Annotated in this window: 20 protein-coding genes; 11 read left to right on the forward strand and 9 right to left on the reverse strand. The window is 51.0% G+C overall.

Features of this window, described 5'->3' with window-relative positions:
* Positions 1-208 precede the first annotated feature (208 nt).
* The gene (sohB, locus tag FDX09_RS21775) at positions 209-1,255 is read left to right on the forward strand and encodes a protease SohB (protein WP_069324978.1); all 1,047 of its coding nucleotides are present in this window, start codon (positions 209-211) and stop codon (positions 1,253-1,255) included.
* Between the two features lie 108 nt (positions 1,256-1,363).
* Here the strand turns inward: sohB and FDX09_RS21780 are convergent, their stop codons facing one another.
* A complete protein-coding gene (locus tag FDX09_RS21780) occupies positions 1,364-1,615 on the reverse strand; it encodes a YciN family protein (protein WP_137347849.1) in 252 nt (83 codons plus the stop codon).
* A gap of 398 nt (positions 1,616-2,013) precedes the next feature.
* On the opposite strand from FDX09_RS21780, the gene topA reads away from it, so the two are divergent.
* From topA to acnA, 5 genes are all read left to right on the forward strand, one after another.
* Positions 2,014-4,611 (forward strand): type I DNA topoisomerase, encoded by a 2,598-nt coding sequence (gene topA, locus FDX09_RS21785; protein WP_137347850.1) that lies wholly within the window; start codon positions 2,014-2,016, stop codon positions 4,609-4,611.
* A 208-nt stretch (positions 4,612-4,819) separates the two neighbouring features.
* Complete coding sequence (gene cysB, locus FDX09_RS21790) at positions 4,820-5,794, forward strand: HTH-type transcriptional regulator CysB (RefSeq protein WP_042308079.1); 975 nt, start codon at positions 4,820-4,822, stop codon at positions 5,792-5,794.
* Positions 5,795-6,108: 314 nt separating this feature from the next.
* On the forward strand, positions 6,109-6,249 hold the full coding sequence (locus tag FDX09_RS21795) for a YmiA family putative membrane protein (RefSeq protein WP_216422382.1): 141 nt from the start codon (positions 6,109-6,111) through the stop codon (positions 6,247-6,249).
* 3 nt (positions 6,250-6,252) lie between these two features.
* Positions 6,253-6,420: a hypothetical protein gene (locus FDX09_RS23740; protein WP_170973263.1), complete on the forward strand. Its 168-nt coding sequence runs from the start codon at positions 6,253-6,255 to the stop codon at positions 6,418-6,420.
* Between the two features lie 307 nt (positions 6,421-6,727).
* Entirely contained in the window at positions 6,728-9,403 is a 2,676-nt protein-coding gene (gene acnA / locus FDX09_RS21800) for an aconitate hydratase AcnA (protein ID WP_038640960.1), read from the forward strand.
* A gap of 52 nt (positions 9,404-9,455) precedes the next feature.
* Here the strand turns inward: acnA and ribA are convergent, their stop codons facing one another.
* Positions 9,456-10,046, reverse strand: a complete 591-nt coding sequence (gene ribA / locus FDX09_RS21805) for a GTP cyclohydrolase II (protein ID WP_038640958.1) — start codon at positions 10,044-10,046, stop codon at positions 9,456-9,458.
* A gap of 201 nt (positions 10,047-10,247) precedes the next feature.
* On the opposite strand from ribA, the gene pgpB reads away from it, so the two are divergent.
* From pgpB to yciH, 5 genes are all read left to right on the forward strand, one after another.
* Positions 10,248-11,012 carry a phosphatidylglycerophosphatase B gene (gene pgpB, locus FDX09_RS21810; RefSeq protein WP_085048101.1) on the forward strand — a complete coding sequence of 255 codons (765 nt, stop codon included), beginning with the start codon at positions 10,248-10,250 and terminating at the stop codon, positions 11,010-11,012.
* A 149-nt stretch (positions 11,013-11,161) separates the two neighbouring features.
* Positions 11,162-11,470: a LapA family protein gene (locus FDX09_RS21815; RefSeq protein ID WP_038640953.1), complete on the forward strand. Its 309-nt coding sequence runs from the start codon at positions 11,162-11,164 to the stop codon at positions 11,468-11,470.
* A gap of 6 nt (positions 11,471-11,476) precedes the next feature.
* Positions 11,477-12,646 carry a lipopolysaccharide assembly protein LapB gene (lapB, locus tag FDX09_RS21820; protein ID WP_038640951.1) on the forward strand — a complete coding sequence of 390 codons (1,170 nt, stop codon included), beginning with the start codon at positions 11,477-11,479 and terminating at the stop codon, positions 12,644-12,646.
* 189 nt (positions 12,647-12,835) lie between these two features.
* On the forward strand, positions 12,836-13,573 hold the full coding sequence (gene pyrF, locus FDX09_RS21825) for an orotidine-5'-phosphate decarboxylase (RefSeq protein WP_110497944.1): 738 nt from the start codon (positions 12,836-12,838) through the stop codon (positions 13,571-13,573).
* The gene (gene yciH / locus FDX09_RS21830; protein ID WP_038640947.1) at positions 13,574-13,900 is read left to right on the forward strand and encodes a stress response translation initiation inhibitor YciH; all 327 of its coding nucleotides are present in this window, start codon (positions 13,574-13,576) and stop codon (positions 13,898-13,900) included.
* A gap of 89 nt (positions 13,901-13,989) precedes the next feature.
* On the opposite strand, the gene osmB is transcribed toward yciH, so the two are convergent.
* From osmB to fabI, 7 genes are all read right to left on the reverse strand, one after another.
* Entirely contained in the window at positions 13,990-14,208 is a 219-nt protein-coding gene (gene osmB, locus FDX09_RS21835) for an osmotically-inducible lipoprotein OsmB (protein ID WP_038640946.1), read from the reverse strand.
* 268 nt (positions 14,209-14,476) lie between these two features.
* A complete protein-coding gene (locus tag FDX09_RS21840) occupies positions 14,477-15,229 on the reverse strand; it encodes a DNA-binding transcriptional regulator YciT (RefSeq protein ID WP_085048103.1) in 753 nt (250 codons plus the stop codon).
* A gap of 81 nt (positions 15,230-15,310) precedes the next feature.
* On the reverse strand, positions 15,311-15,493 hold the full coding sequence (locus FDX09_RS21845) for a hypothetical protein (RefSeq protein ID WP_042308514.1): 183 nt from the start codon (positions 15,491-15,493) through the stop codon (positions 15,311-15,313).
* A 182-nt stretch (positions 15,494-15,675) separates the two neighbouring features.
* Positions 15,676-17,667: a cyclic di-GMP phosphodiesterase gene (pdeR, locus tag FDX09_RS21855; RefSeq protein ID WP_038640944.1), complete on the reverse strand. Its 1,992-nt coding sequence runs from the start codon at positions 17,665-17,667 to the stop codon at positions 15,676-15,678.
* A gap of 263 nt (positions 17,668-17,930) precedes the next feature.
* Positions 17,931-19,865, reverse strand: a complete 1,935-nt coding sequence (locus FDX09_RS21860; protein ID WP_137347851.1) for an exoribonuclease II — start codon at positions 19,863-19,865, stop codon at positions 17,931-17,933.
* A gap of 89 nt (positions 19,866-19,954) precedes the next feature.
* Positions 19,955-21,097 (reverse strand): carboxymuconolactone decarboxylase family protein, encoded by a 1,143-nt coding sequence (locus FDX09_RS21865; protein WP_137347852.1) that lies wholly within the window; start codon positions 21,095-21,097, stop codon positions 19,955-19,957.
* A 211-nt stretch (positions 21,098-21,308) separates the two neighbouring features.
* Complete coding sequence (gene fabI / locus FDX09_RS21870; protein ID WP_038640941.1) at positions 21,309-22,097, reverse strand: enoyl-ACP reductase FabI; 789 nt, start codon at positions 22,095-22,097, stop codon at positions 21,309-21,311.
* Positions 22,098-22,330: the final 233 nt, after the last annotated feature.

Raw genomic sequence — 22,330 nt, forward strand, 5'->3', positions numbered from 1 at the left:
AACGCTCTGGCCTTCTCGTTCGCGATAACGTTTCGGCTTTATGCCTTAAACCCTGTTCTTTTTCAATCAGCCAAAGGCAATAACACCGCAAAATGAACGCTTTGTCATGCTTTTTGCTGATTCTGCGCCAGGATGGATGAAGCAAGACGGGTTAAGCAGCCTGTTGTACACTGAGCGGAAATAGCGTTGTTTAACCAAGGTGGGTCTCGTGGAATTGTTGTCTGAATATGGGCTGTTTTTGGCAAAAATTGTCACTGTCGTGGTGGCTATTGCGGTAGTTGTGATGCTGATTGTGAACGCGACACAACGCAAGCGTCAGCGCGGGGAGCTGCGGGTTATTAACCTCAGCGAGCAATATAAAGAGATGAAGGATGATCTGTCGCTGGCGCTACTGGACGGGCATCAGCAAAAATTCTGGCATAAGGCGCAGAAAAAGAAACAGAAACTGGAAGCAAAGGCAGCCAAGGCAAAAGCGAAGCTGGGAGACAGTACATCATCTGATAAACCACGTGTATGGGTGCTGGATTTTAAAGGCAGCATGGACGCCCATGAGGTCAGCGCGTTACGTGAGGAAGTGACGGCGGTGTTGGCGGTTGTTAAACCGCAGGATCAAGTGGTGGTTCGCCTGGAAAGCCCGGGCGGTGTGGTCCATGGTTATGGTCTGGCTGCGTCGCAGTTACAGCGTTTGCGCGATAAGCAGATTCCGTTGACCGTAACGGTGGATAAAGTCGCCGCGAGCGGTGGATATATGATGGCCTGCGTAGCCGATAAAATTGTCTCAGCGCCGTTTGCTATTGTCGGCTCTATTGGCGTCGTGGCGCAGATCCCGAACTTTAACCGCTTTCTGAAGGGGAAGGATATTGATATCGAACTGCACACCGCCGGGCAGTATAAGCGTACGCTGACGCTGCTGGGTGAAAACACGGAAGAAGGGCGGCAAAAATTCCGCGAAGATCTGAATGAAACCCATCACCTGTTTAAAGATTTTGTGCAGCGCATGCGTCCGACTCTGGACATTGAACAGGTGGCCACCGGCGAACACTGGTTTGGGCAACAGGCGCTGGCAAACGGGCTGGTGGATGAAATCAATACCAGCGACGAAGTGATTCTCGGGCTAATGGAAGGTCGCGAAGTGTTAAGCGTTCGCTATATGCAGCGCAAAAAACTGATGGATCGCTTTACCGGGAGTGCGGCCGAGAGCGCCGATCGTTTGCTACTGCGCTGGTGGCAGCGAGGACAGAAACCGCTGATGTAAAATTGTCATTGCCGGATGGTGATGCTAAAGCATCTTATCCGGCCTTGAGGATCGTAACATCCCGGGCCGGATAAGGCGGAGCCGCCATCCGGCAAATCATTTCTTGTATTAATCGGTCAAGTGATACTTTTCAGAAAGTACGTGCGCCAGGTGCTTAAACATATTAAACACCGCCGTACTCTTGGGCGTCGGAAGCCCTTGTTCGTCTAAAAAGTAATCTCCGCTGAAAACCAGCACGCCATTTCGCTGCGTAACGCCGGTGGCGACAATTCCCGCCAGCGTGTCCTCATGCTCACGAATGATTTTGTTGGCTTCAATCAGCAGCGTTTCGCGATCGATAGGTTGCGTGTCTTTATGCATTATTTACTCCTTAAACAAGGACATTAGTCTACGCCGAGCCCGGCTTATGGGCAAATATTCCCTGACATAAATGAAGGTCTTACGTCGGGGTTGCAACTGGCGGGATTTGTTTTTGCATGCTAATAAAGTTGCGTAACGCATTTTATCAGGTACAGTGTGACGCTTTCGTCAATCTGGCAACAGATTTGCTTGACATTCGACCAATACTTCGTCGTGCTATAGCGTTTGTGAGCAAAAAAGCCTGTTAACTCAGTTACATGAGAGTTACATTACAAGCGCGAAAAAGTTTAAGGGGTTGATATCCGCCGACGCAGAGACCATATCAATGTCTCGTCGCCAGTGGAAGGTGAATCAACGTGCGACGCATTCTGGAAGAATCAAATTAGGTAAAGGTGAATATGGGTAAAGCTCTTGTCATCGTTGAGTCCCCGGCAAAAGCCAAAACGATCAACAAGTATCTGGGTAATGACTACGTGGTGAAATCCAGCGTTGGTCATATCCGTGATTTGCCGACCAGTGGCTCAGCAACTAAAAAGAGCGCCGACTCAACCTCCACCAAAACGGCTAAAAAGCCCAAAAAGGATGAACGTGGCGCTCTCGTCAACCGCATGGGTGTTGACCCGTGGCACAACTGGGATGCGCGCTATGAAGTGCTGCCTGGTAAAGAGAAAGTTGTTTCTGAACTGAAGCAACTGGCTGAAAAAGCCGACCACATCTATCTCGCAACCGACCTTGACCGCGAAGGGGAAGCCATTGCATGGCACCTGCGGGAAGTGATCGGCGGCGATGACGCACGCTACAGCCGTGTAGTGTTTAACGAAATTACTAAAAACGCTATTCGTCAGGCGTTTGAAAAACCGGGCGAACTGAACATCGACCGGGTTAACGCGCAACAGGCGCGCCGCTTTATGGACCGCGTGGTGGGCTATATGGTGTCGCCGCTGCTGTGGAAAAAAATTGCGCGTGGTCTGTCAGCAGGCCGCGTACAGTCGGTTGCCGTGCGTCTGGTGGTTGAGCGTGAACGCGAAATCAAAGCATTTGTTCCAGAAGAGTTCTGGGAAATTGGTGCTGACACGACCACGCCTGGAGGCGATGCGTTGCCGCTTGAGGTGACGCACCAGAATGATAAACCGTTCCGCCCGGTCAATCGGGAACAAACGCTTGCCGCTGTCAGCCTGTTGGAAAAAGCGCGCTATAGCGTCCTGGAACGTGAAGATAAACCGACCAGCAGCAAGCCAGGCGCGCCGTTTATTACCTCCACGCTACAGCAGGCTGCGAGTACGCGACTGGGCTTTGGCGTGAAGAAAACCATGATGATGGCGCAGCGCTTGTATGAAGCGGGCTACATCACCTATATGCGTACTGACTCAACCAACCTGAGCCAGGATGCGGTGAACATGGTTCGCGAGTACATCAGCGATAATTTTGGCAAAAAATATCTGCCGGAGAGCGCGAACCAGTACGCCAGCAAAGAGAACTCTCAGGAAGCGCACGAAGCTATCCGTCCTTCCGATGTCGCCGTACAGGCGGAATCGCTGAAAGACATGGAAGCTGATGCGCAAAAACTGTACCAGCTGATCTGGCGTCAGTTTGTTGCCTGTCAGATGACGCCGGCGAAATACGACTCCACCACCTTAACCGTGGGCGCGGGTGATTTCCGCCTGAAAGCGCGTGGTCGTATTCTGCGTTTCGATGGCTGGACCAAAGTGATGCCTGCATTGCGTAAGGGCGATGAAGATCGCATCTTACCGGCCGTGGATAAAGGCGATACGTTGACGCTTGTCGAACTGACGCCAGCGCAACACTTTACCAAACCGCCTGCACGTTTCAGTGAAGCCTCGCTGGTTAAAGAGCTTGAAAAGCGGGGTATTGGTCGTCCATCAACGTATGCGTCGATTATTTCCACGATTCAGGATCGCGGCTATGTTCGTGTTGAGAACCGTCGCTTCTATGCAGAAAAAATGGGTGAAATCGTCACCGATCGTCTGGAAGAAAACTTCCGCGAATTGATGAACTACGATTTTACCGCGCAGATGGAAGACAGCCTCGACCAGGTGGCGAATCACGAAGCCGAATGGAAAGGCGTACTCGACAACTTCTTCACCGATTTTACTCAGCAACTGGATAAAGCCGAAAAAGATCCTGAAGAGGGCGGTATGCGTCCGAACCAGATGGTGCTGACCAGTATTGATTGCCCGACCTGCGGACGCAAGATGGGTATTCGTACCGCCAGCACCGGCGTTTTCCTCGGCTGTTCCGGCTATGCGCTGTCGCCGAAAGAGCGTTGCAAAACCACCATTAACTTGGTGCCGGAAAACGAAGTGCTGAACGTGCTGGAAGGCGACGACGCGGAAACGAACGCTCTGCGCGCCAAACGTCGCTGCAAGAAGTGCGGTACGGCGATGGACAGCTACCTTATCGATCCTAAGCGTAAGCTGCATGTATGTGGTAATAACCCGACCTGTGACGGCTACGAGATCGAAGAGGGTGAATTCCGCATCAAGGGTTATGACGGTCCTATCGTTGAGTGCGAAAAATGTGGTTCTGAAATGCACCTGAAAATGGGGCGTTTCGGTAAGTACATGGCGTGTACCAACGACGAGTGCAAAAACACTCGTAAGATCCTGCGTAACGGTGAAGTCGCTCCGCCGAAAGAAGATCCGGTTCCGCTGCCGGAACTGCCGTGTGAAAAATCTGACGCGTATTTTGTGTTACGTGATGGCGCGGCAGGTATCTTCCTGGCGGCAAATACGTTCCCGAAATCACGTGAGACCCGCGCGCCGTTAGTGGAAGAGCTGTACCGCTTCCGCGATCGTCTGCCGGAAAAACTGCGCTATCTGGCAGACGCGCCGCAGACTGACCCGGATGGCAACAAGTCCATGGTTCGTTTCAGCCGTAAAACCAAGCAGCAATACGTTGCCGCTGAGAAAGACGGTAAGGCGACCGGTTGGTCAGCGTTCTTTGTTGACGGTAAATGGGTAGAAGGGAAGAAATAACGGCATTCCGCCTGAATTCTTCCTTAAAGGGTCGCGTAAGCGGCCCTTTTCGTTTCTGGCGTATTATTTTTTGTCATGCCTATACAGCTTACATAGAAATGATATAGTGGTTATAGTTAACACGTTTTTTATTATTAAATCGTATTAGCAGCGCTAACGAGCCTGCTCTGAAACGATGATCTGATGGCATAAATCGGGATGGCTTGACATGAAATTACAGCAGCTTCGCTACATTGTTGAGGTGGTGAACCACAACCTTAATGTCTCCTCAACGGCGGAAGGGCTTTATACCTCCCAGCCAGGCATCAGTAAGCAAGTTCGTATGCTTGAAGATGAACTTGGCATCCAGATTTTTGCCCGTAGCGGCAAGCACCTGACGCAGGTTACGCCAGCGGGGCAGGAAGTCATCCGTATTGCGCGTGAGGTTCTGTCGAAGGTGGATGCCATTAAGTCGGTGGCCGGCGAACATACCTGGCCGGACAAAGGCTCGTTATACATCGCGACGACCCACACGCAAGCACGTTACGCACTGCCAAACGTGATTAAAGGTTTTATTGAGCGTTACCCTCGCGTCTCTTTGCACATGCACCAGGGATCGCCGACGCAAATCGCCGAAGCGGTATCGAAAGGGAATGCAGACTTTGCCATTGCGACAGAAGCCCTGCATCTGTATGACGATTTGGTGATGCTGCCTTGCTATCACTGGAACCGCTCGATCGTCGTGACGCCGGATCATCCGCTGGCGGGAAAAGCGTCCGTTTCTATTGAAGAGTTAGCGCAGTATCCGCTGGTCACCTACACCTTCGGTTTTACCGGGCGTTCGGAACTGGATACCGCGTTTAACCGTGCGGGTCTGGAACCGCGTATAGTATTTACCGCGACCGACGCCGATGTCATTAAAACCTATGTGCGTCTGGGGCTTGGGGTGGGGGTGATTGCCAGCATGGCGGTTGATCCCGTCTCCGACCCTGATCTTGTACGTGTTGACGCGCACGATATCTTCAGTCATAGCACCACCAAAATTGGTTTTCGTCGCAGCACGTTTTTACGCAGTTACATGTATGATTTTATTCAACGTTTCGCGCCGCATCTGACGCGAGATGTGGTGGATACTGCGGTAGCGCTGCGTTCTAACGATGATATAGAAGCCATGTTTAAAGATATTAAATTGCCTGAGAAATAATACCGGCTGTTACCTCGTCGGTATCCTTCTGCATAAAGCGATACCGACGGGAGACGCTGAATTAATCGATAATTTACAGTGAATAAATTAACCATATATAGTTTATGGAAAAGGTTCTCTAAAGTAGTTTCAAATTAGCCAGCTTGCCAAAAATTCCTTTCAAATATTGATAACCGATCAAACAATCGATTTATTTATCAGGACGAGTCCGAAAATTAACTGGCTTTTTTTTGCCTTTTTTATTAGGATTCCTCCTATCTGATGATTAATTGTACCGATTGTTTGGTGCCTAAATGATAAGTGATTTCGATAGTATGAGGTTAGCGATGCCTTCAGGAAACCAGCCAGCACGCAGGGATCCCGTGATGAAACGTAAAGCCTGGTTTGCTGTTTTTCTCGGCTCCGCAGTGTTCTGGATTGTCGTCGCGCTCGTGGCCTGGCAAGTGTGGGGGTAGGTCATGTCCGCACCGGAACAACATATCACCGTGACGCCAGCTCCCCATGAAAATGAACCAGATAGCAATACCGGCGCAGAGAATGGGCCGGAAATCCCCACCTCCTGGACGCTTTCCCCTGAACAACGCGCGTTTATTGATCTGTTTACTGATGATGAACAGAAACAGTAATTAATACGAATTTTATCGTCATTATTAATCGTCCTCTGTCTGATATCTCGTATGACTTATTACGTACAATCGCGATGTCCACTCTAATCAGCATATTATCGACTACCAACATGCCTGCTACACATTAACACTATCAACTTCCGCTCTCGAATCTTCCCCGCGTATTTCACACCGCACTCCGCTCTTCCGATGTTTACACTTTTATCAATTTGAGTTGTTATCAAAGCGTTACATTTTGTTTGTGTTATCTTTAATACTAACCCTGAAGAAAATCAGGGGATCTAACCCTGTCATTTAAGGAGGAGCTATGTCGTCGACCCTACGCGAAGCCAGTATGGACACATTGCAGGTTAATGATAAAACCTACCGTTACTACAGCTTGCCTCTGGCCGCACAAACTCTGGGTGATATCACCCGCCTGCCCAAATCGCTAAAAGTTTTGCTGGAGAACCTGCTTCGCTGGCAGGACGGAAATACCGTTACCGAAGACGATATTCATGCGCTGGCGCGTTGGCTGAAAACCGCGCATGCCGACCGTGAGATTGCCTATCGACCCGCTCGCGTTTTGATGCAGGACTTTACTGGCGTACCCGCAGTGGTCGATCTGGCCGCTATGCGCGAAGCGGTGAAACGTTTGGGCGGGGATACGGCAAAAGTGAATCCGCTTTCGCCAGTGGATCTTGTCATTGACCACTCCGTAACGGTGGATCGTTTCGGTGATGATGACGCTTTCGAAGAGAACGTCCGTCTGGAAATGGAACGTAACCATGAGCGCTATGTGTTCCTGAAATGGGGACAGCAAGCATTCAGTCGCTTCAGCGTTGTGCCGCCGGGAACGGGGATTTGCCACCAGGTTAACCTTGAGTATTTGGGTAAAGCCGTCTGGAGCGAATTACAAAACGGTGAATGGGTGGCTTATCCGGATACGCTGGTCGGTACCGACTCCCATACTACGATGATAAATGGTCTCGGTGTGCTGGGCTGGGGCGTCGGCGGCATTGAAGCCGAAGCCGCGATGCTGGGCCAGCCGGTCTCTATGCTTATCCCTGACGTGGTGGGCTTCAAGCTGGTAGGTAAACTGCGGGAAGGTATCACCGCGACCGATCTGGTGCTGACCGTCACCCAAATGCTGCGTAAGCATGGTGTGGTTGGGAAATTTGTTGAATTCTATGGTGATGGCCTGGATACCTTACCGCTGGCCGATCGGGCAACCATTGCGAACATGTCGCCGGAATATGGCGCAACCTGTGGTTTCTTCCCGATTGATGACATCACGCTTGAATATATGCGCCTGAGCGGACGCAGTGAGGAGCAGGTCGACCTGGTCGGCGCTTATGCTAAAGCGCAGGGGATGTGGCGTAACCCAGGCGATGAACCTGTATTTACCAGTTCGCTGGAGCTGGATATGGGCAGTGTGGAAGCGAGCCTTGCCGGACCGAAGCGTCCACAGGATCGAGTGGCACTTGCAGATGTCCCGAAAGCGTTCTCGGCGAGTAACGAGCTTGAGGTGAATAGCTCGCTAAAAGATCGTCAGCCAGTGGATTATACAATGAACGGGCATCAATACCTGTTGCCGGATGGCGCGGTGGTGATTGCGGCGATCACCTCCTGTACCAACACCTCTAACCCAAGCGTATTGATGGCGGCGGGGCTGCTGGCGAAGAAAGCGGTTACGCTCGGTCTGAAACGTCAACCCTGGGTTAAAGCCTCGCTGGCGCCTGGCTCTAAAGTCGTTTCTGACTATCTGGCGCAGGCCGGGTTCACACCGTATCTTGACGAGTTGGGCTTTAACCTCGTGGGTTATGGCTGTACCACCTGTATAGGTAATTCCGGACCGTTGCCCGATCCTATTGAGACAGCTATCAAAAAAGGCGACCTCACGGTCGGCGCAGTGCTTTCCGGCAACCGTAATTTTGAAGGCCGCATCCATCCGCTCGTCAAGACGAACTGGTTGGCGTCACCGCCGCTGGTAGTCGCTTACGCGCTGGCGGGGAATATGAATATTAACCTGACGAAAGACCCGTTAGGCCATGACAGAAAAGGCGATCCCGTTTACCTGAAAGATATCTGGCCAACTGCCCAGGAAATCGCCCGGGCCGTTGAGCAGGTCTCTACCGCGATGTTCCATAAAGAGTATGCCGAAGTATTTGAAGGCACGCCGGAATGGAAAGCGATTCAAGTTGATCGGGCTGATACCTATGGCTGGCAGTCTGACTCGACCTATATCCGTTTGTCGCCGTTCTTTGATGGTATGCAGGCTACGCCGGATCCGGTACAGGACATTCATGGCGCACGCATTTTGGCGATGTTAGGCGACTCGGTGACCACCGATCACATTTCTCCTGCCGGTAGCATTAAAGCGGATAGCCCGGCCGGTCGGTATCTACAAAGCCACGGCGTTGAGCGCAAAGACTTTAACTCCTACGGTTCCCGCCGCGGAAACCATGAAGTGATGATGCGCGGTACTTTTGCCAATATACGTATCCGCAATGAGATGGTGCCTGGCGTGGAAGGCGGAATGACGCGGCATTTACCGGGGACGGAAGTGGTAGCTATCTATGATGCGGCCATGCAATACCAACAGGAGAATGTTCCGCTGGCGGTCATTGCCGGTAAGGAATATGGTTCTGGCTCCAGTCGTGACTGGGCTGCGAAAGGCCCACGCTTGCTGGGTGTGCGCGTGGTGATTGCTGAGTCCTTTGAGCGAATTCACCGTTCTAACCTGATCGGCATGGGGATTTTACCGCTTGAGTTCCCACAGGGGGTTACGCGTAAAACGCTGGGATTAACCGGTGAGGAAGCGATTGATATTACGGATCTGCAAAACATTAAACCGGGGGCGACAGTTCCGGTAAGTTTGACCCGTGCGGATGGGCATAAAGAGGTGATTTTATGCCGTTGTCGCATCGATACCGCGACGGAGTTAACGTATTACCAGAACGATGGCATTCTGCACTACGTCATTCGTAATATGTTGAACTGACATGTAAAAAGCCTGCGTGAGCAGGCTTTTTTCTGTACCGGGTAAATGGAAATTATTTATTTAACAAATGGCCCATTTTCGCGGCTTTGGTATCCAGATAATGTTCATTATTCGGGTTACGACCCACAATCAACGGCACGCGTTCAACGATATTGATACCCGCCTCGGTCAGAATTTCCACTTTCTTCGGGTTATTGGTCAACAAACGTACCTCGTCAACGCCCAGCAGTTTGAACATGTCCGCACACAGTGTGAAATCACGCTCGTCTGCTGCAAAGCCTAACTGATGATTGGCTTCAACGGTATCATAACCCTGGTCCTGCAGCGCATAGGCGCGGATTTTATTTAACAGTCCAATGTTGCGCCCTTCCTGACGATGATAGAGCAGAATGCCACGCCCTTCTTCGGCAATATGCGACAGGGCTGCTTCGAGCTGGAAACCACAATCGCAACGCAGGCTAAACAGCGCATCGCCAGTCAGACACTCAGAGTGGACACGTGCCAGGACAGGCGTTTGGCCTGTAATATCGCCAAAAATCAGTGCGACATGATCGTGTCCGGTTGCCAGTTCTTCAAATCCCACCATCAGGAAATCACCCCAGGGGGTTGGCAGTTTGGCTTCTGCCACACGTTTAAGCTGCATGTAATTCTCCAGATTATGCTGGCACTGTCGTGCCGTCGCCTGTTGGCTTCTGTTCTGTATTGCACTATTTTGCCATAAGCCAGCGATGTTCACCTAATTGCGACAACGGATTCGCTTTTGGAATGGCACAAAATTGTCAATTTTCCCGGCGTGCGCATTTTTCAGTTATGATTGTGAGACTTATCAACGAAAGGAGAGGCAATGCTTTCAATTGCAAAGCGCACCGCAGTCGGCGCCGGACTGCTGCTTATCATGCCGGTTGCTGTATGGGTATCAGGCTGGAACTGGCAACCTGGGCATAATGTCTGGTGGTTAAAATCCCTGTTCTGGGTAACGGAAACGGTGACACAGCCATGGGGGATTATCACTCACGTAGTGCTCTGTGCATGGTTTTTATGGTGTCTGCGTTTTCGTCTGAAAGCGGCGGTAATGCTGTTTGCGATCCTGGCGGTGGCGATTTTAGTTGGGCAGGGCGTGAAGTCATGGGTTAAGGATAAGGTGCAGGAACCGCGGCCATTTGTTGTATGGCTGGAAAAAACGCACCATATTCCGGTGGATGAGTTCTACACTTTAAAACGTAAAGATCGCGGGAACTTAGTCAAAGAACAATTAGCCGAACAGCGGGACGTGCCAACGTTTCTACGTAAGCACTGGCAAAAAGAAACAGGATTTGCTTTTCCCTCCGGGCATACAATGTTTGCTGCCAGTTGGGCTTTGCTGGCGGTAGGATTGCTGTGGCCGCGCAGACGTACGCTGACTATAGCATTCTTACTCATCTGGGCGACGGGTGTGATGGGGAGCCGCTTGCTGCTGGGAATGCACTGGCCCCGTGATTTGGTGGTCGCAACGCTGATTTCCTGGCTGTTGGTGACCCTGGCAACCTGGCTTGCGCAGCGGATATGCGGGCCCTTAACACCGCCAGTGCAGGAGACAAAAGAAATCGCGCAGCGTGAGCAAGAAAGTTAGCTATGATTGATTTTTCGAATTTTGCCCTTAAATCAGAAGGCATAAAGCGCTTTTCCATTTCGCACTCGGTGTGAAAATGGTAATTTAAAGGGCTCAACGCGGTAAGTTGGACACGATTTATTCGCTTAAACCACATAACGGGAAGTAATGTGAAATATTTACTCATTTTCTTACTGGTGTTGGCGATTTTTGTTATTTCGGTGACATTAGGTGCGCAAAACGATCAACAGGTTACGTTTAATTACCTGCTGGCTCAGGGTGAGTATCGTATCTCTACGCTGCTTGCTGTATTGTTTGCCGCAGGTTTTGCGATTGGTTGGCTAATTTGCGGCCTTTTCTGGCTGAAGGTTCGAGTGTCTCTTGCGCGCGCCGAACGTAAAATCAAACGACTGGAAAACCAGCTTGCGCCTGCGACCGACGTTGCGGTACCCGCCGATTCGTCGGTTGTAAAGGAATAATTATTTATGTTGGAGTTGTTGTTTCTGCTTTTACCTGTAGCCGCTGCCTATGGGTGGTATATGGGTCGCAGAAGTGCGCAACAAACAAAGCAGGATGAAGCCAACCGACTTTCCCGTGACTATGTCGCCGGGGTTAACTTCCTCCTGAGCAACCAACAAGATAAAGCGGTGGATCTGTTCCTCGATATGCTGAAAGAGGACACGGGCACCGTTGAGGCTCATCTCACCCTCGGAAACCTGTTCCGTTCGCGTGGTGAAGTCGATCGTGCAATCCGCATCCACCAAACGCTTATGGAAAGTGCCTCGCTGACATACGAACAGCGCTTGCTGGCAGTGCAACAACTGGGCCGCGACTACATGGCCGCAGGCCTGTATGACCGTGCGGAAGACATGTTCAATCAGCTTACTGATGAAACAGATTTTCGCGTTGGGGCATTACAACAGTTGCTGCAAATTTATCAGGCAACCAGCGAATGGCAAAAAGCCATTGACGTTGCAGAGCGTCTGGTAAAGCTTGGCAAAGACAAACAACGCATTGAGATAGCGCATTTCTATTGCGAACTGGCGTTACAGCAAATGGGCAACGACGATATGGATCGTGCCATGACGCTGTTGAAAAAAGGGGCGGCAGCAGACAAAAACAGCGCCCGCGTTTCCATTATGATGGGGCGCGTATATATGCTGAACGGCGATTACTCCAGGGCGGTTGAAAGTCTGCAACGGGTGATTTCTCAGGATAAAGAGCTGGTCAGTGAAACGCTGGAAATGCTGCAAAGCTGCTACCAGCATCTGGGCAAAAACGATGAGTGGGCAGAGTTTTTACGCCGTGCGGTTGAGGAAAATACCGGTGCCGCCGCTGAACTGATGCTTGCAGATATCCTTGAGGCGCGTGAGGGAACTGATACCGCTCAGGTTTATATTACTCGTCAGCTGCAGCGCCATCCTACGATGCGTGTATTCCACAAGCTGATGGATTATCATCTTAACGAAGCAGAAGAAGGGCGCGCCAAAGAGAGCCTGATGGTGCTGCGCGATATGGTCGGGGAGCAGGTACGTAGTAAGCCGCGCTATCGCTGTCAAAAATGCGGGTTTACCGCTTATACGCTGTACTGGCATTGTCCATCCTGCCGTTCATGGTCAACCATTAAACCTATTCGTGGGCTTGATGGGCTGTAATTTTTAAAAAAACTTCAACTTAGTTACAACATCCTTATAGGGTGTAATCGTCCCATCATCAACCTCCACAGCCGATTCGCCTGGCAGAAATGTAATCGCGCCTGTTAATTTTCTATTGCCGCAGGTAGAATGCACGCCGTTTACCCATTTTGCGCCACCGGTGGCGCCCATCCTCAGGAAGGTCTGGTCATGACGTTTACTGCTTCATCTTCTTCTCGTGCTGTTACTGATTCTCCTGTCGTTGTCGCTCTTGATTACGCAAATCGTGATAAAGCATTAGCTTTTGTCGACAGAATTGATCCTCGTGATTGCCGTTTGAAAGTGGGCAAAGAGATGTTCACGCTTTTTGGACCTCAGTTGGTTCGCGAACTACAACAGCGCGGTTTTGACGTCTTTCTGGATTTGAAATTTCATGATATTCCCAATACAACTGCACATGCCGTAGCTGCGGCTGCCGACCTTGGCGTGTGGATGGTTAACGTACACGCCTCTGGCGGGGCGCGCATGATGACGGCAGCCCGTGAGGCCCTGGTGCCTTTTGGTAACGATGCGCCATTGCTGATTGCTGTGACGGTGCTGACCAGCATGGAAGCCAGCGATCTTGCCGATCTCGGTGTGACGTTGTCACCTGCGGAGCATGCTGAAAGACTGGCGCGTTTAACCCAACATTGCGGGCTGGACGGAGTCGTATGCTCTGCCCAGGAAGCGGTACGTTTCAAACAGGCGTTTGGACAGGCATTTAAGTTAGTGACCCCGGGTATTCGTCCTGAAGGCAGCGAGGCGGGCGATCAGCGTCGTATTATGACGCCAGAGCAGGCGCAGTTAGCCGGTGTGGATTACATGGTGATTGGTCGTCCGGTCACGCAGTCTGCCGACCCGGCGCAGACGCTGAAGATGATCAATGCCTCTCTGAAACGAGGTGTGTAAATGAGCGATTCAAACTCTCGCCTGGTCTATTCAACCGACTCCGGACGCATTGATGAACCGAAGGTCGCCCCTGAACGCCCAAAGGGTGATGGTATTGTCCGCATTCAACGCCAGACCAGCGGTCGTAAAGGCAAGGGCGTGTGCCTGATCACCGGTATTGATCAGGATGATGCGGAACTGGCTAAATTAGCCGCGGAACTGAAGAAAAAATGTGGTTGCGGTGGGGCGGTAAAAGAGGGCGTGATTGAAATTCAGGGCGATAAACGTGACCTGATAAAATCATTGCTGGAGGCCAAAGGCATGAAAGTCAAACTGGCTGGCGGTTAATAAAAAAGCCACGGAGATAATCCGTGGCTTTTTAAAATACAGAGCTGAAAAAGTAAACGTTTAATTATATCGAGCCGGTCAACCGTAAATTATTTACCTACCTGATGGCCAATAATACCACCAACAGCAGCACCACCCAGCGTACCCAGCGCGCTGCCATCGGTCAGGACTGCACCACCTACAGCACCCGCACCAGCACCGATAGCGGTATTGCGATCGCGTTTGGACCAGTTAGAGCAGGCGCTCAGAGACATTGCCAGAGTAAGCGCCAGAATGGCTGCGGTCATTTTTTTGCTCGTTACTAACATAATACTTTCTCCTGAATTATTGATTCACGGAATCCAGTGTTCTTTAAGGATAGCGTTAAATCGCGACTATCAAAGATATTTCCGTGAAACCGTTTAGCGAAGGCATGACAACCAATATCCTGCAGTTGGATGTTCGCTCCTGTTATATCGCTAATATTAATTCTACGAGTTTATCCTGTTAACAACAGGTAAAAAGTCTTAATTGGGTTGTCAGATAACTCTCAGAGAGGAGATGATTTGCCTGCCGACAAATCATCTTGCGCAGCCATTATGCGTTGGTATCAATGATATTGACGGTTAATCCTGAATGCTCAAGCTGCATTTGTACGCTGGCGCTGAGCTTAGAGTCCGTCACGACGCGACTGAATCGTGCTAAAGGCCCCAGGGTATAAGGATGAATGGCGTCAAATTTTGAGCTGTCGGTAAGCACAATAACCTCTGCGCCTTTCTCCAGTACCGCATTAACCACATCAGAACGCATCATATCGCGTCCGGTGAAGCCGGTTTCTGCCTGCCAGCCATCAATGCCGATGAAGGCCTTACTGAAGTGTACCTGCTGGATAAACTGGCGAGTCAGGGGGCCGACCATGCTCTCACTTTTCTTCTGATAAATCCCGCCGAGGAGAATCACTTCACAGGGTGTTTCTTTGAGCAGGTGAGCGATGTAGCTGCTCACCGTAATGATAGTGACATCTTTTTGCTCCGCCAGGGTTCTTGCCAGGAGCGCATTGCTGCTGCCATTCTCAATGAATACTGACTCGCCGGGGCTGACCAGTGATGCAGCGAATTCGGCCAGCTCACGTTTTAGCGTGAAATTGGTCATCATGCGTGTTTCCACATCATCGCTGTTCAATGAAACAGCAAATCCGTGCGCACGGCGTAAATAACTCTGTTTTTCCAGCGTATTCAGATCCTGTCGAATCGTCACTTCTGAAACGCCGGTGATTTTTGCCAGATCGGCGACGCTCATCTGACCTTTATCTGTCACCATCTGCAAAATGGATTGTTGTCGGGAATTCATAGTATTAATTTTTATAGCAATATCGTATCGGAAAATAAACGGAAGTCTGCTGATAGCAGTAACATCAAGAGAGCGATGTCATCAGATCTCCCACGGAGCTTTCTGTTTAGTTGACAAAGATTGAGTATCTTCTTTGACCGTGTTTAACAGTTCAGCCTTCAGAATTTCGAGATTGTGGATGGCTGAGTGGTAATCACCTGCAACGAGGATATCCAGCACGGTATCAATGCGTTCGGCCAGACGCTGAGCGTCGATATCAGACATGGTCATCATCCAAAGGGCAATAGAGTTTGAATTTCATGATGCAGAATTTCATGGCAAAAGAGAAGGGAAAAATAGTATTAACCTGAATGATTGAAGAATATTATATATTCTGTGATTACATACAGATAGAATCATCACGTATTGTCCATTTATGGCTATTTTCTCCGAGGAATCTTTCTGCATTATCGCGTTTTTTTATTCAGGTGTCGTCGATACCATCGTTCAAACGCAGCTGCAGGCATCGGCTTGGCGAATAAAAATCCCTGACGCTCATTGACGCCGTTCTTGGTCAAAAACGCATCCTCTTTTGCACTTTCAACGCCTTCGGCGATGACCTGCAGGTTGAGCGCTTGCGCGACCGCGACAATGGCCCGCACCAGCGACTGTGAAATAGGTTGCTTGTGCACATCTCTGACAAAGGTTTGATCCAGTTTTATCGCATCAAGCGGGAAGCGGGCCAGTTGAGATAGCGACGAATAACCGGTGCCAAAATCATCCAAATGGATTTGTGCCCCCAACTGGCTAAATTGCTGAATGACGGATAGCGCCAACTGCTCATTTTCAATCAAACTGCTTTCCGTTAATTCAACATCGATCGGGCAGTATTCAAAGTTGAGATCGTGAAGCACCTGCTTGAGAGCGGTAAATAGCGTCTGGTCGGCGAGCTGGCGCGCAGACACGTTTACCGCCACGCGTAGATTTATCCCCTTGGCACGCCATTTTGCCACCTGGCGCACGACGTCCAGAATAACCCATCGACCGAGCGGAACGATGAGCCCTGATTCTTCGGCGTAGGAGATAAACTCCAACGGCGGTATGAGGCCACGTTCCGGGGACTGCCAACGAACCAGAGCCTCCAGACTACGAACTTCTCCGCGCCAGGTTATTTTTGGCTGATAGTGGATAACCAGTTGATCGTTTTCCAGCGCCTTACGCAGATTGGTATCCAACCACAAATATTCAAAAACTCGTTGATTCATTTCCGGTGAGAAGACGCAAAACTGACCACGACCGCCTTCTTTTGCTGTGTACATGGCCGTATCCGCGTTACGGATGACGCTCTCGCCGTCCTGTCCATGCTGTGGCGCGAGAGAAATACCGATTGAACATCCGGTATAGACTTCTATCAGTCCAATGCGAAAAGGTTGACGCAGGCGCGTCAGGATACGCGATGCCGTAGCCTCCAGCGCGCCCTGGGACGTTTCGGTGGCAAGGACAATGAATTCATCACCGCCAAACCTGGCCAGTAGCTGGTTGTCGTCGAGGCAACTGAGGATAGCCAGCGACACGCTTTGTAACAACTGATCGCCAAACATATGACCGTAGGCGTCGTTCACCTTTTTAAAGTTATCCAAATCGAGATAGACAATCCCAACCTGCGTATCGCCCGCGTTTTCAATGGCGTTGCTGATCAGCTCGTGAATTGCGTTGCGGTTCGGTAAACCAGTGATGGAGTCGGTATTGGCCAATACCCGTAGACGTTCCTGCGCGCGGCGCTCTTCAGTAATATCGGTACCGGAACAGATCAGAAATATTTCGTTCTTGCCGCTACCGTTATGCACAAACTTATTGCGGAACAGAAACAGACGCTGGCCTTTGCAGGTTTTTACCCAACGTTCGACCTCATAAGAGTTACCTTCGCGAAAAAACACCTCAATGTTGCGCCGTGAGGCTGCGGCCTCGCGACGGCTCATAAACAGCGTGAAAACGCTTTGGCCAATCACTTCGCGCTCTTTGAGACCGGTGTACTCTTCGCACAGGCGATTAAAGCGCTGAATGTTGCCCATACGGTCAAGAATGACAATGACGGAGTTAGCTTCAGAAACGACCTGCTCAGCGAAAGAGAGACCGTGAGCCAGGTCGCGCGCGACGGAAGGGGTGTCATCCCAGGCGGATGCGCTTCCCGCCCATTCGCGCTTATTGATTTTCCTGCCGACCAGATGCACGGGAATGTCGTCATCTTCAATGGGAAGCGTCATCAACAGGCTCGATGTAATCACCGTCATTTCGCGAATGCGGTCGGCTTGCTCAGCTGACAATTCGATGGTCTGATCGACTGCTGACGCTTCGTCGATAGAGAAATGCAGGATGTTGCAATCCTCTGACAAACGCCAGTAGGGGTTATGAGTGCCCACATAGCTATACAACGTAACCCGCTCCCGGACGTCTTTCATGATGTGTACTATCCCGTTTAAAGCGCATAGAGCCTCAAAAGTATAGTTAGCCATGATTCATACAGGGTGATTATGGCTGAACGTATTGTTTTATTTATGTATTTATATGTAATGCAGAATCTAAAAAAAGCAAAGCTAGCGGAACTGAAAATAGTAAAAAATAAATTAGACCGGATGAAAGAAGTGTAGTGCGTGGTGGAGATTTGGGAGGGAAAAGAAAACGACCTTTCACAGAAAGAGAAAGGCCGTTAGCTTTATCAGTATTACACGGCTGGACGTGCGATAACGCTGCGGGTTTCCATCCGCACTTCGGCAATAGTTACATCAATCACATCCGTGACTTTGTAAACCACTTCACCTTTGATTTGTACGGTGCCGCTTTCCTGGCTGCATACCAGTTCGTCACGAACAGCATGCAGGAACGGGGCCGGAATAAATGCGACTGCGCCATTATCCACTAAACGTACTCGCATACCGCCGCGGCTGACGTCAATGATCTCGGCCGCGAAGCGGACGTCGGTGCCGGCTTTGTCGCTCAAGAAGCGGGCGTATAACCAGTCACCCACATCGCGTTCAGCCATGCGGTTCAGACGACGACGTTCGGCCATTTGCAGGGTCGTATCATCCTGCGGACGGGCAATCGTTTCGCCTTTGATGACGGCCTTAAGCAGACGGTGGTTGATCATGTCGCCATACTTACGAATAGGAGAGGTCCAGGTGGCATATGCTTCCAGACCCAGCCCAAAGTGCGGACCTGGTTCGGTGCTGATTTCAGCATACGACTGGAACCGGCGGATACGGCTATCGAGGAAACCGGAAGGCTGCGCATCCAGTTCGCGGCGCAGTTTGCAGAAGCCTTCCAGCGTCAGGACCTCTTCGGCATCTACATGCATACCATGGGTTTTCAGTAGCGCGGCCAGTGCGTCAGCGTTTGCCGGATCAAATCCCATATGGACGTTATAAATTCCAAAGCCCAGCGTGTCGCGAAGAACGCGTGCAGCACAAATATTTGCCGCAATCATTGACTCTTCCACGATACGGTTAGCGATGCGACGCGGTTCCGCCACAATATCCAGCACTTCGCCTTTTTCACCGAGGACAAAACGGTAATCCGGACGATCTTTAAATACTAACGCGTGGTTGTGACGCCATTCACCACGGCTCAGACAAATACGATGCAGCAGACGGATTTGTTCAGCAATCGCGTCGTTTTCAGGCTGCCAGTCGCCGGTGCCTTCCAGCCAGTCGGAGACGTTGTCATAGGCCAACTTCGCTTTAGACTCGATAGTCGCAGCGAAGAAGGTGATGTTGTCTTCAATCGTACCGTCGGCGGTAATGATCATGCGGCAAGCCAGAACCGGGCGTACTTCGTTCGCGCGCAGAGAACAGAGATCGTCAGACAGTTCACGTGGCAGCATCGGGATATTGAATCCCGGCAGATAGTTGGTGAACGCACGAATCTTCGCCGTTTTATCCAGTTTGCTGCCTTCTGCAATCCAGGCGGTAGGATCGGCAATAGCAACAGTTAACTGTAGCTTGCCATCGGCCAGATCTTCAGCATACAGCGCATCGTCCATATCTTCGGTACTGGCGCTGTCGATGGTGACGAAATTGAGGGCGGTCAGGTCCTGACGCACCAGACCTTCGTCCAGCATTTCGGTCGCAACGCCGTCCGGTGCTTCTTTTTCGAGATTATGGCGCGCCAGCGTGACCCACCACGGGACAAAGTGATCGTCCGCAAAGGTGATAAATTGGGTTAGTTCAGCGTAGAAGGTGCGATCGCCTTTCAGCGGATGGCGGCGCATTTCTGCCACGGCCCAGTCACCTTCTTTAAATTCATGCTCAACGCCACGGGCGGCGCGACAAGGGATCGCCTCTTTCAGTAACGGATGATCCGGCACAATAGACAGACGGTCATTTTTGCCCTGAACTTTACCCACGAAGCGCGTCAGGAAGGGTTCGATTAGCTCTTCCGGTTCAGCAGACTCACGATCTTTTTCCGTATGGATCACCGCAACAATACGGTCGCCATGCATCACTTTTTTCATCTGCGGCGGTGGAATGAAATAGCTTTTTTGTGCATCGACTTCCAGGAAGCCAAAGCCTTTTTCCGTGGCTTTTACCACCCCTTCAGCACGCGGCGTCTGGGAATGTAGTTGCTGTTTAAGCTGCGCTAGCAGCGGGTTGTCCTGAAGCATAATTGTCTATTTTCGTGGCTAAAAGAGCGGCTGACAGTTTTACGCGATTCTGTCAGTTGCAGCAAGCGCTCTTTAAGTAAGTGGATCGGTTAATACGTCTCGCCCAGCGCGATTTTCAAGCGATTTAACCATCCGCATAATCCACTCCAGGCCAGCAGGTTAATCGCCTGTTCTGAAGAGATACCCTGATCGAACAACGGTGTTAACAGTGCGGCGCTAAAGCGGTCGGGCGCTCGGGTGAGCCATTGTACCGCCTGCAGGGTGACGCGCTCAACCGGATGTCGTTGTTCCCAGTGCTGCAATTCACGTTCATCCTGACGAAGGACAGTGATGATGTCAGTTAATTCATATGCCGTATGCGCATGTTCATTAAAGCAGGACACGCTGCCGTTGATGCGTGATGTCATCAGGGTCGTCAGAGAAAATGCCCGCGTCGGCATATCGCTGCGTAGCGTGCTGGAAATCAGTGACCCAAGTAAATCTAAAACGGCAGGTGAATGTGCTAGCAGAGGGAGCAGCGCGTGCAGTTCGTTGGGATAATCCGCGCGCAGTTTCGCGCGGGTATGCAGCTGCTCGGGTTCTAATGGCGCAGCGTGCCAGCTGGCGTTGGTGGCGCTAAATGGCGAAGCGTGAGCGAATTGCTGTATATCGAGGCCCGGTATTCGACGTACCGGGTGAGCGCTGCAGGCCTGAAGTAATGCGACTACCCGGGCCTGAAAACCGACGAAGCCGATGATTTGATTCATCAATATGCCATCGCAGCTGGTCAGCCCGACCGCATCCAGGTGCTGACGGTCCCGCTCGCCGATCACAGCCGGTGAACTGGCGAGCTGGCGCGCATATTGGGTGATTTGCGCCAGTCGATGATTACTTTCGCGAGACGAATCAGGACCTGGCAGCGGCGTTAAGCGCGCGGCATAGTGATTACACAATCGCTGCACGCCATATACCTGAGCGACGGTCAGGGCTGTACTCATCCGTTCATAGGCGCTGAACGTATGCATCCGATCCAGTACGACGTGAGCAGGGAAAAGAAGCTGGGCAAGTTTACGGGCAGGGGTTAACCAGGATTGAAAGGGTAAAAGCACGTCATGAGGTATCGCCAGGTCCAGTAAAAAGCTGTCGTCAACATGAGCGGCCTCCGGCACCAGCGGCAGAACATCTTGCGGATACGTGCTGGATTGCGTCTCATGATACCAGTGGCTTTTGCCTACAATGCGGCGTTGTTCCATGGGCGTTCCTTGGTCTAAAAAGTGGCGACCCGGACACGTCGTCATACACCTACGCCGGATCGTTTGCGCTGCAATATCCTGACGTAAGCCGATGGGGGGATGAAAGATTGTTACGTGATAATAAATATCGGAAAAGTATATATGGCACAGGGCAGTGGAGGAGGAGGTGAAATCATGGGCGACGGCAGGCCGCCCACAGAGGACTAAACGATTATTTCAGATCCAGCTCGTTCATCGCTGCAATGCTGAAGCCACCATCAACGTGAACGACTTCACCAGAGATGCCGGCAGAAAGATCGGAGCACAGGAATGCTGCGGAATTGCCTACATCTTCAATCGTCACGGTGCGGCGAATCGGCGTCACCGCTTCACAATGCGCCAGCATTTTACGGAAATCTTTGATGCCGGAAGCGGCAAGAGTGCGGATTGGACCTGCGGAGATGGCGTTCACTCGTACACCTTCAGGACCCATTGCGTTAGCCATGTAACGGACGTTGGCTTCCAGAGACGCTTTCGCCAGCCCCATCACGTTGTAGTTAGGGATTGCGCGCTCTGCACCCAGGTAGGATAGCGTCAGTAGCGCAGAGCCAGGGTTAAGCATAGAGCGGCAAGCTTTTGCCATCGCAACAAAGCTGTAAGCGCTGATGTCATGAGCAATTTTAAAACCTTCGCGGGTGACCGCATTCACATAGTCGCCATCCAACTGGTCAGCAGGCGCGAAACCGATGGAATGCACGAATCCGTCGAATTTCGGCCAGGAGTGGCTCAGTTCAGCGAACATCGCATCGATGCTGGCATCTTCGGCAACATCACATTGTAGTACGATGCTGGACCCCAGTTGAGCGGCAAATTCCTCCACTCGGCCTTTTAGTTTGTCGTTCTGGTAGGTGAACGCCAGTTCAGCGCCTTCACGATGCATTGCCTGAGCGATTCCCCAGGCAATGGACAATTTACTGGCAAGACCCGTCACCAGAAGACGCTTACCGGAAAGAAAACCCATAGCTTTAATCCTTATGGTCATTGCTTCTTCGTAGCAATCAATGCGTGATGATTGCCATCTCAAAAACGCGCGAAATTGGGCTGAAATTATATCCTACTCATTGTTCCTTTTAGAATGGTTATCAACCCTAAATGACCCTTACCATTCATTGCAAATGGCGAGGATATTACTTCCCCTGGTTGTGCTTTGCCCGACCCGTATTGCATTGAAGACAATGAGAAAATACAAGGCTT

It is taken from the genome of Citrobacter sp. wls717, from assembly GCF_005280955.1.
GTDB classification, from domain to species: domain Bacteria; phylum Pseudomonadota; class Gammaproteobacteria; order Enterobacterales; family Enterobacteriaceae; genus Citrobacter; species Citrobacter werkmanii.

Bases quoted from the DNA above. Each gene is read 5' to 3' on its own strand.
- pyrF (WP_110497944.1), top strand. From the start codon at position 12,836: ATGACGTTTACTGCTTCATCTTCTTCTCGTGCTGTTACTGATTCTCCT.
- pdeR (WP_038640944.1), bottom strand. From the start codon at position 17,667: ATGAAAGACGTCCGGGAGCGGGTTACGTTGTATAGCTATGTGGGCACT.
- FDX09_RS21840 (WP_085048103.1), bottom strand. From the start codon at position 15,229: ATGAATTCCCGACAACAATCCATTTTGCAGATGGTGACAGATAAAGGT.
- FDX09_RS23740 (WP_170973263.1), top strand. From the start codon at position 6,253: ATGTCCGCACCGGAACAACATATCACCGTGACGCCAGCTCCCCATGAA.
- cysB (WP_042308079.1), top strand. From the start codon at position 4,820: ATGAAATTACAGCAGCTTCGCTACATTGTTGAGGTGGTGAACCACAAC.
- pgpB (WP_085048101.1), top strand. From the start codon at position 10,248: ATGCTTTCAATTGCAAAGCGCACCGCAGTCGGCGCCGGACTGCTGCTT.
- FDX09_RS21845 (WP_042308514.1), bottom strand. From the start codon at position 15,493: ATGTCTGATATCGACGCTCAGCGTCTGGCCGAACGCATTGATACCGTG.
- topA (WP_137347850.1), top strand. From the start codon at position 2,014: ATGGGTAAAGCTCTTGTCATCGTTGAGTCCCCGGCAAAAGCCAAAACG.
- lapB (WP_038640951.1), top strand. From the start codon at position 11,477: ATGTTGGAGTTGTTGTTTCTGCTTTTACCTGTAGCCGCTGCCTATGGG.
- osmB (WP_038640946.1), bottom strand. From the start codon at position 14,208: ATGTTAGTAACGAGCAAAAAAATGACCGCAGCCATTCTGGCGCTTACT.
- FDX09_RS21865 (WP_137347852.1), bottom strand. From the start codon at position 21,097: ATGGAACAACGCCGCATTGTAGGCAAAAGCCACTGGTATCATGAGACG.
- yciH (WP_038640947.1), top strand. From the start codon at position 13,574: ATGAGCGATTCAAACTCTCGCCTGGTCTATTCAACCGACTCCGGACGC.
- FDX09_RS21860 (WP_137347851.1), bottom strand. From the start codon at position 19,865: ATGCTTCAGGACAACCCGCTGCTAGCGCAGCTTAAACAGCAACTACAT.
- FDX09_RS21780 (WP_137347849.1), bottom strand. From the start codon at position 1,615: ATGCATAAAGACACGCAACCTATCGATCGCGAAACGCTGCTGATTGAA.
- acnA (WP_038640960.1), top strand. From the start codon at position 6,728: ATGTCGTCGACCCTACGCGAAGCCAGTATGGACACATTGCAGGTTAAT.
- fabI (WP_038640941.1), bottom strand. From the start codon at position 22,097: ATGGGTTTTCTTTCCGGTAAGCGTCTTCTGGTGACGGGTCTTGCCAGT.
- FDX09_RS21795 (WP_216422382.1), top strand. From the start codon at position 6,109: ATGAGGTTAGCGATGCCTTCAGGAAACCAGCCAGCACGCAGGGATCCC.
- ribA (WP_038640958.1), bottom strand. From the start codon at position 10,046: ATGCAGCTTAAACGTGTGGCAGAAGCCAAACTGCCAACCCCCTGGGGT.